8 protein-coding genes and 1 pseudogene are annotated in these 7,500 nt (G+C 56.7%); 6 read left to right on the top strand and 3 right to left on the bottom strand.

Annotated elements, in window-relative coordinates:
• From AC1D0N_RS31670 to AC1D0N_RS31655, 4 genes and pseudogenes are all read left to right on the top strand, one after another.
• Positions 1 to 268: pseudogene (locus AC1D0N_RS31670) on the top strand (ABC transporter substrate-binding protein); the annotation flags it as partial.
• A gap of 434 nt (positions 269 to 702) precedes the next feature.
• A complete protein-coding gene (locus AC1D0N_RS31665) occupies positions 703 to 1,659 on the top strand; it encodes an ABC transporter permease (protein WP_477250539.1) in 957 nt (318 codons plus the stop codon).
• A gap of 8 nt (positions 1,660 to 1,667) precedes the next feature.
• A complete protein-coding gene (locus tag AC1D0N_RS31660) occupies positions 1,668 to 2,495 on the top strand; it encodes an ABC transporter permease (RefSeq protein WP_477250538.1) in 828 nt (275 codons plus the stop codon).
• A 322-nt stretch (positions 2,496 to 2,817) separates the two neighbouring features.
• Positions 2,818 to 4,266, top strand: a complete 1,449-nt coding sequence (locus AC1D0N_RS31655) for an amidase (RefSeq protein WP_477250536.1) — start codon at positions 2,818 to 2,820, stop codon at positions 4,264 to 4,266.
• A 98-nt stretch (positions 4,267 to 4,364) separates the two neighbouring features.
• Here the strand turns inward: AC1D0N_RS31655 and AC1D0N_RS31650 are convergent, their stop codons facing one another.
• Positions 4,365 to 4,826 carry a hypothetical protein gene (locus AC1D0N_RS31650; RefSeq protein ID WP_477250534.1) on the bottom strand — a complete coding sequence of 154 codons (462 nt, stop codon included), beginning with the start codon at positions 4,824 to 4,826 and terminating at the stop codon, positions 4,365 to 4,367.
• Between the two features lie 56 nt (positions 4,827 to 4,882).
• Positions 4,883 to 5,485: a hypothetical protein gene (locus AC1D0N_RS31645; protein WP_477250532.1), complete on the bottom strand. Its 603-nt coding sequence runs from the start codon at positions 5,483 to 5,485 to the stop codon at positions 4,883 to 4,885.
• 117 nt (positions 5,486 to 5,602) lie between these two features.
• On the opposite strand from AC1D0N_RS31645, the gene AC1D0N_RS31640 reads away from it, so the two are divergent.
• Positions 5,603 to 6,130, top strand: coding sequence for a helix-turn-helix domain-containing protein (locus AC1D0N_RS31640; RefSeq protein ID WP_477250530.1), 528 nt, complete (start codon positions 5,603 to 5,605; stop codon positions 6,128 to 6,130).
• 115 nt (positions 6,131 to 6,245) lie between these two features.
• Here the strand turns inward: AC1D0N_RS31640 and pmtA are convergent, their stop codons facing one another.
• The gene (pmtA, locus tag AC1D0N_RS31635; protein WP_477250529.1) at positions 6,246 to 6,842 is read right to left on the bottom strand and encodes a phospholipid N-methyltransferase PmtA; all 597 of its coding nucleotides are present in this window, start codon (positions 6,840 to 6,842) and stop codon (positions 6,246 to 6,248) included.
• Positions 6,843 to 7,139: 297 nt separating this feature from the next.
• Here pmtA and groES point away from each other — a divergent pair, with 297 nt between their 5' ends.
• The gene (gene groES, locus AC1D0N_RS31630) at positions 7,140 to 7,436 is read left to right on the top strand and encodes a co-chaperone GroES (RefSeq protein ID WP_019863563.1); all 297 of its coding nucleotides are present in this window, start codon (positions 7,140 to 7,142) and stop codon (positions 7,434 to 7,436) included.
• The last annotated feature ends 64 nt before the right edge of the window (positions 7,437 to 7,500 follow it).

Raw genomic sequence — 7,500 nt, 5'->3', positions numbered from 1 at the left:
CTACAGTGCCGCATCCTACAATGACGCCTTCTGGGCCAATGAGCGGTTCGACAAGCTTTTGCTGGAAGCACGTGCTGAGCTGGACCAGACGAAACGCCGAGACATGTATGTGGAGATGCAGCGAATCGTGAGCGGGAACGGGGGCCAGTGCATCCCGGTGTTTGCGGCCGACATACTGGCCAAGAGCGACAAGCTTGCGCACGGTCCTGTCGCCGTGAACTGGGACATGGACGGATACAAGCTCGCGGATCGCTGGTGGTTCGCCTGACCTTGCCAGATAGCGGTTGTCCCGAGCGGCCTGGCCGGACGGGACATTATTGTGGCATCGTATGGCTTACGGCCAACACTGCGGGGAGCGGCTTCTCAGGCCTCATAATATCGGCCTTTCTTTCAGGCCCAATGTCGGCAAAATTGCAAGACTGTGCTGGGTCAGTCGGATGGAAGCGGCCCGAATCCCATGCCCCATAACCGTAGTGCCTACCTAACTAACGCTTCTGAACCCCATCGGTCCGTTGATCTTGACCTGGGAGACGAGGAAACTGTCCAGCAATTAAGGTCATATGCGATGCGGAGAATTTCTCTGTCAAAGGCACAAATTCGGGTGGCACGGAATACACCAATGAGTGATCGAGCTCGCCATACTGCCCGCAACGGCAGGAGGTGCCAACCTCCATTTTCCACCCATGATCTTCGGAGGTGCTTGTGAATTCCATCGCGCGCCTAGTCCTGCGTCGCCTGGCGATTGGCATCGCACTGTTGCTGATCGTCTCGCTCCTGGTATTCTTTGCCGTCGAATTGCTTCCCGGCGACATTGCACAAGTGCTTCTGGGCCAATCGGCCACGCCCGAAGCGATTTCCACGCTGCGAGAACAGATGCATCTCGACCAACCGGCCTGGCTAAGATATTTGCACTGGCTCGGCGGCTTTGTGATCGGTGATATGGGCAAATCGCTGGCCAACGGACAGGACATTGCGCAAACTATATGGCAGCGTCTGGGTAATACAATATTTCTGGCCGCGTTTGCAGCATTTATCTCAGTCCCCATCGCCCTAGGCCTCGGGATTCTTACTGCCATTTGGCGGGGTTCAATCTTTGATCGATTAGCCAATTCCTTTGTCCTTGCCGCGATCTCCACGCCCGAATTTTTCTTAGCCTACATCCTTATTGGCGTACTCGCGGTCAAGTTCGGTCTTTTTCCCAGCATCTCCAATATCAACGACGGGCTGCCGTTCTGGGAACGGCTTTACAGAACGGTACTCCCAGCGATCACACTTACTCTTGTTGTGACCGCCCATATGATGCGGATGACCCGGGCTTCTATCATTAATATTCTGTCCACCCCATATATCGAGATGGCACAGCTCAAGGGATTACGACACAGCGTGATCATAGTCCGGCATGCTTTATCCAATTCATGGGTGCCGATCATAAATGTTGTGGTGCTCAACCTTGCCTACCTGATTACCGGTGTCGTCATCGTCGAGGTCGCCTTTGTTTATCCCGGCCTTGGGCTGCTGCTGGTCGACAGCGTATCCAAGCGCGATGTGCCCGTTGTACAAAGTTGCTGCATGATCTTTGCTGCAACCTACATATCACTTAATCTCTTGGCCGACATTCTGTCGATACTTGCCAACCCGCGCGCACAAGAACGAGGATGACCGTGGGCATGACGAGTCAAAACAGAAACAGCAGGTATGTCCCCTGGCGGATACGTATCGCCGTTTCGGTGATCGCGGTCTATGTTCTAGTGGCCTTGTTCGCACCGCTTCTTGCCCCTCACGGCCAGACCGAGATCGTCGGACGGCAGTTTATGGGCTGGAGCAGCCATTTTCTGTTGGGAACAGACAACCTTGGCCGCGATGTCGCCAGTAGGTTGATCTGGGGTGCGCGCAATTCGGTCGGTATCGCGCTCGTTACAACGCTCCTAACTTTTTTCATCGGCGTTGTCTTCGGGCTGCTGGCGGCTGCGCTGGGTGGCTGGATTGATTATATCCTGTCGCGGATCGTGGACGTCATAATGGCGATTCCATCGTTGATTGCCTCGCTGATGATGCTCACGATCTTCGGCACGTCTGTTCTGACGCTAGTGCTCGTCATCGCAGTGCTCGAATCCACGCGTGTCTTTCGATTGGCGAGGGCTGTCGCCTTAGGGGTGGTGGTCCAAGACTATTTTATAGTAGCAAAGATGCGCAAGGAATCCGCACTGTATCTGATCAAGGAAGAAATCCTGCCCAACGTTCTGCCGCCGCTTGCCGTCGAATTCGGACTCCGTTTCTGCTTCGTGTTCCTCTTCATCAGCGCGCTCAGCTTTCTTGGGCTCGGCTTGCAGCCGCCGTTGGCAGATTGGGGCTCGATGGTCCGTGAGAATGCGATGATGATTTCCTTCCTCATCTTCACTCCATTGATCCCCGCCGCGGCGATCGCAATTCTCACCATTGCTATTAATTCAGTTATGGATTGGGTCCTCGATCGATCGCGCCAGTCCCGCCTATAGCAAGAGGCGAACGATGGCTGCATCCAATGCTCCGCAGTAAAGTGAGAGATTTGATGCCGGCAGAAAGAAGGCCTCCCACAAGACAATTGAAACAAATTCTGCGGCTCGCCGGAAGCGGGACGAGTTCTTGCAAGATTGTGGACGTATTAGGAATCGCCAGCAACACGTGCGGGATGATCTGCAGCGTTTAACCGCGCTTGGATTAAGCTGGCCCGCTAGGCAAAGCTTGGCGCAAGGCGCGATTTATCGCGAAACTGCGTTGCAGCCGATGCGCTCTCACGTGGATCGCCTGGGTGGCCGAAGGACGGGGAAGCCTGAAGATATGAGACTCAGTGACTATGCTCGGCACGACGCCGTGGGGCTATCAGAACTCGTGCACAAAGGCGAGGCGTCACCGCTGGAGATCATCGAGGCTTCGTTAGCCGCCGTGGATTGTATCAATCCAGAGGTCAACGCCGCCTTTTTAATCGATGCCGAGCGTGCTCTTGACGCAGCCCGGGATGTCGATAATTCCGCCCCTCTTGCAGGCGTGCCGTTCCTTGTCAAGGACGTGAATGTCTTTGTCGCGGAATGGCCGACCACTTTCGCCTCACGCTTCTTCAGAGGGGCCCGGCCCAAGGGTGATAGCGAAATTGTCACGCGCTGGCGCAAAGCCGGCCTGATCTTTCTGGGTAAATCAAACACTCCCGAATTTGCTGAGGATGCCGTGACCGAGACGACCTGGCGTGGCATCACCTACAATCCTTGGGACAAGCGCGTTACGGTCGGCGGCTCGAGTGGTGGTGCGGCGGCCGCAGTGGCGAGCGGCATGATACAGGTCGCCCACGGCACGGATGTCGGCGGGTCCATCCGCATTCCAGCAGCTTGCTGTGGTCTTTTCGGACTAAAGCCGACACGTGGTTTAAATCCGGTCGGCCCCCACTATCCAGAGGTTGGCTCTGGCCTTAATTCGGACCATGTCATCTCACGTTCGGTGCGTGATAGTGCTGCGTTGCTTGATGTGACCGCGGGACCAGAACTCGTCGGCCGGTACTTGGTGCGAAAGTCGGTACCCTCGTATCTCGCGGCACTCAAGGAGCCGATCGAAAGGCTCAGGATCGCGTGCGTCACCCGCGCGCCTGGCGGTGTCACTGTCGATGCAGAGATACTTGCCGCAGTCGAGAGTGCGGCGAAACAGCTGGAGGCGCTAGGTCATCATATTGAGCAGCGTGATTTCCCATCTCTGCTGGATACTGACATCGGCTCGTCGTCTCTTTGGATGATGGATGTTGCAGGGGAGGTCAGCCGGCGCGCTAAGGAAATAGGCCGCAGACCCGCTCACAATCAGCTGGAAGCCGCCAGCTGGGCCATCTTGCAGAAGGTGCAACGCATGAACGCGCTCGAACTTGCCGAGATACGCCAGGGCGCACATGAAGCGACAGTCGCCATGGTGCAACATTTCGAGGATTTCGATATGATCCTCACACCGAGCCTAGCCACTCTACCGCCAGCGCTAGGCGTGATCGACGGCAGATCTGCCGATTTCGAATATGAGGCCTGGATCAGGGCTGGCCTTAACTTTGCGCCCTTCTCAGAGATATTCAACGTCACCGGCCAACCAGCCGCGTCGCTACCGCTATCGCATGCAAAAAATGGTCTACCCATCGGGATTCAGCTCGTCGCGCGCCAAGGCCAGGATCACTTGCTGCTAACCCTGTCCGCGCAGCTTGAAGCGGCCAATGGTTGGCTCGACCGCCATCCGCCGATCTGGGTAGGTGCGATTCAGAGCTGAGAAGCTTAGCTTCGCCGGACCACTCTGAAATATTTTTTAACGGCCGGCGTTCCAAGTCAGAGCATATCGGCCTTCGCTCCCCTGCCCTCTCGGCGCACTCACTTACGCGGCATGCAATAGACACCCTCGGATTCCATCAGTACCGCGCCACCCTTCAACTCGCTCAGTGCGCCGACCCACGCTTGCGAATAAGTGCGGCTGGCATCCACGGCCGTCAGCCAGAGTACGCGATTGTCGGCCAGTTCGACTTTGACTTCCTGCTGCAAAGGGCTTGCCTGCACGGTCTGTTGATAGTGGCGTTTGATCCTGACATTGCTGGCCGGGAACTCAGCTTCGTTGCTGCCGTAGTTCAGCACAAATCCAGTGTGGTCCTCAGCCACCGAGCAACTGCCATCACGCTCACACACGATTTTGGCGGCGGTCTTGCAATCCCATGTCAGTGAAGCGGGCCACATAGGATTGTCCACGCCTGAGCGCGGCTTGTCGCTCTGACTAGCCGCCGCCGTCAACACTGCGCCTGTGTTCAAAATCACCGTGGACAGGAGAAGCGCCTTGAACACTACAAACCTCCCTGAATTGCGACCCCATCGTGCATCGTCCTGCGTGATCGCCCGGCTCATGGCATGTTGAGATTGAACCAGCTTTCCTGGCGCACGCCGTTCGCGTCATCATACTCGATGAACCAGGGCTTTCCGCGCATCGGTCGAGGGATGGCGTAGTAGGTGGGGCCATTACCAAGGGAATGCCCTCGATTATTCCCCGCGGTCTGGATTGTTGCCGTCACCACCTTACCGTCGATTTCGACTTGGACCTGACGTGATCCGTCTCCATGATGCCTGCCGAGGGCGTTGTTTTTGAAAACGACGGGCAGGGAGAGCCTATCGGCCGCGATGCGGCAGATGTTCCATTCTTGACCTAAGCCCGGCCGATCGGATTCGGAGCTGGCAACTGCTTGCCAGCCAGACGGACAATCCTCATACTTCTCAAATCTCGCCGCGCTGGAGTTGGCTTGCGGACAGGTCGGCCAATTAAAACCCGGGGCTTCCATCGCCGCAATCAACTTGTAAATTGGCGGGTGGCACGAGGGGGTGCCTTGCCAGTCGCCGGAAAGACATAGGAGGACCTGACAGCCCCATTCCGACGCTTTTGATTGGGATGGAAGAGCTGCGGCGCCCGCGATGGCGACGGCACCCCCCAGCAGGAATTTTAGTATGGTCATAGCCTTTTCCTCGCTGCAGATTTGACAGTTTACTATGGATGATCCGCGCGAAAAAGGACAGGTCAAAAAGGCAGGTTTGTGCGACTACATCGATTTATGAAACGAGACGACGGAGGCGTGGTCAACAACCCGTTGCGCGTCAACATTGCTCTGATGCTTGAGCGGGAGAGAGCCAAACGCGGCCTATCCCATATGCATATGGCCGAGCTGTTTCGGACCGCCGACGGCGAGAAACTCGCCTACCGAACCTATATTCAGACTGTGCGTCAGAAAAATAATGTCACGTTGACGACGCTGCAGATCATGGCAAATGGCTTGCAAGTGTCTGTTGCAGGGCTGCTCGCCGGCCGTAAGAAAGTTGCGGAATGGGCGCATCGGTTGGACGAAAATGCGATCCGCAAACGACTGGCGCGCATCATTGATTTTGAGCGACAACGACGTACTTTGCACCGCTATGAGATGGCCGAACTCATCGGCGTGGCGGAGGCGACGTTCACGAAACTGGAACGGGCAAGCGGCAACATCAGCGTGGATACGATTGCCGCGATCGCCAAGGCGTTGAAACTGAACCCAGCGACCTTCCTCTTTTCCGAAAAGATCCCGCCAACCGCTGATCTAGCTGTTTTCGACAAAGTGGAGAAGTAGGCTTCTATTCGAGAGCCGATCCAGCATAGACCCAGCAAACATGAAAGCGCACTGGGCAATTTCACATGGGGCCTGTACACCTCAGCGCAGTCGGCCCTTCGGGTGCCGGATTTGGCTAGACTGCTCGTCGATAGGTCCAGAGCTGTGCCGGTGGTATGTTGCGGACGACGAAGTCATAGTGGGAAACCACGTAGCGGTCGGGCATCTTGATCACCGGCGACAGAGGCCCATAGGTGATTTGAATTACCGGCCGTCCGGCAGGAATGCGGGCAAGCAGATCCTCAATCAGGGCAACGCGCTGTTCCATAGGAAAGCTCAACAGCGGGACTGCACTGACCACGCAATCGAATTGTTCACCCCTGCGCTCACCCAGAACTTCATTCAGCGCAAATGCGTTGCCCAATCTGAAGTCCACGCCCGGGAAGCGTTGCACCAGGCCGTTGTAGAAATTTCTGGAGTATTCGACCGACACCAACTGATGCGGTTTAATGCCCCTCTCCAGGATTGCCTTGGTGATGACGCCGGTTCCCGCGCCAAGCTCCAGGATCGGCATTCCGGACCGCGGGTTGACCACGCTTGCCATCCGGCGCGCCGCATAAATCGAAGTGGGGATGAGGGCTCCTACGCCCTTCTTGTCCTTCTGCCAGCCTTTGAAGAATTGCACCTCTTCATCAAACCTTTTGCCGAGCAGCTCCTTCAGTCGGAAAACCATGTTCTCTCCGTGCTCCGGCCATTTAGCGAAGCGCGTTGTGGCCAAGCTCTGCGAATTTTGCAAGCCCGTTACAACTTGCTTGCGTGTTAAGGCCCGTCACAGGCAGTCACGAACAGCGAGGGCGTCTTGCGCTCGCAGGGCCACGCGATTTTTGCTCTTCGCCCGTCCCTCTCTTCCGTCTTGACTAGTACCAGCCGACAGCCTATCCCACAGCCGCGTTAGCACTCGCCACCCGTGAGTGCTAACAACGCTCCGGCGACGGAGAACCGTTCAACATCCGCACCAGGGACATCCAAAATGGCAAAGTCGAATTTCCGACCGCTTCATGACCGCGTGGTCGTTCGCCGGGTCGAATCCGAATCCAAGACCGCCGGCGGGATCATCATCCCCGATACCGCCAAGGAAAAGCCGCAGGAAGGCGAGATCATCGCCGTTGGTTCCGGCGCCCGCGACGAAGCCGGCAAGCTGGTCCCGCTGGACGTCAAGGCTGGGGACCGCATCCTGTTCGGCAAGTGGTCGGGCACCGAAGTCAAGCTCAATGGCGAAGACCTTCTGATCATGAAGGAATCCGACATCATGGGCATCATCGGCTGATTATCGGCCTCACCCTCAACTGAATTTTCGGGCTTGATCCCAAGCCCCTGCCAGGAGCTAAAAC

It is taken from the genome of Mesorhizobium sp. P2_E10 (genome assembly GCF_056404235.1).
This window is presented reverse-complemented; position numbering and strand designations above follow the sequence as displayed.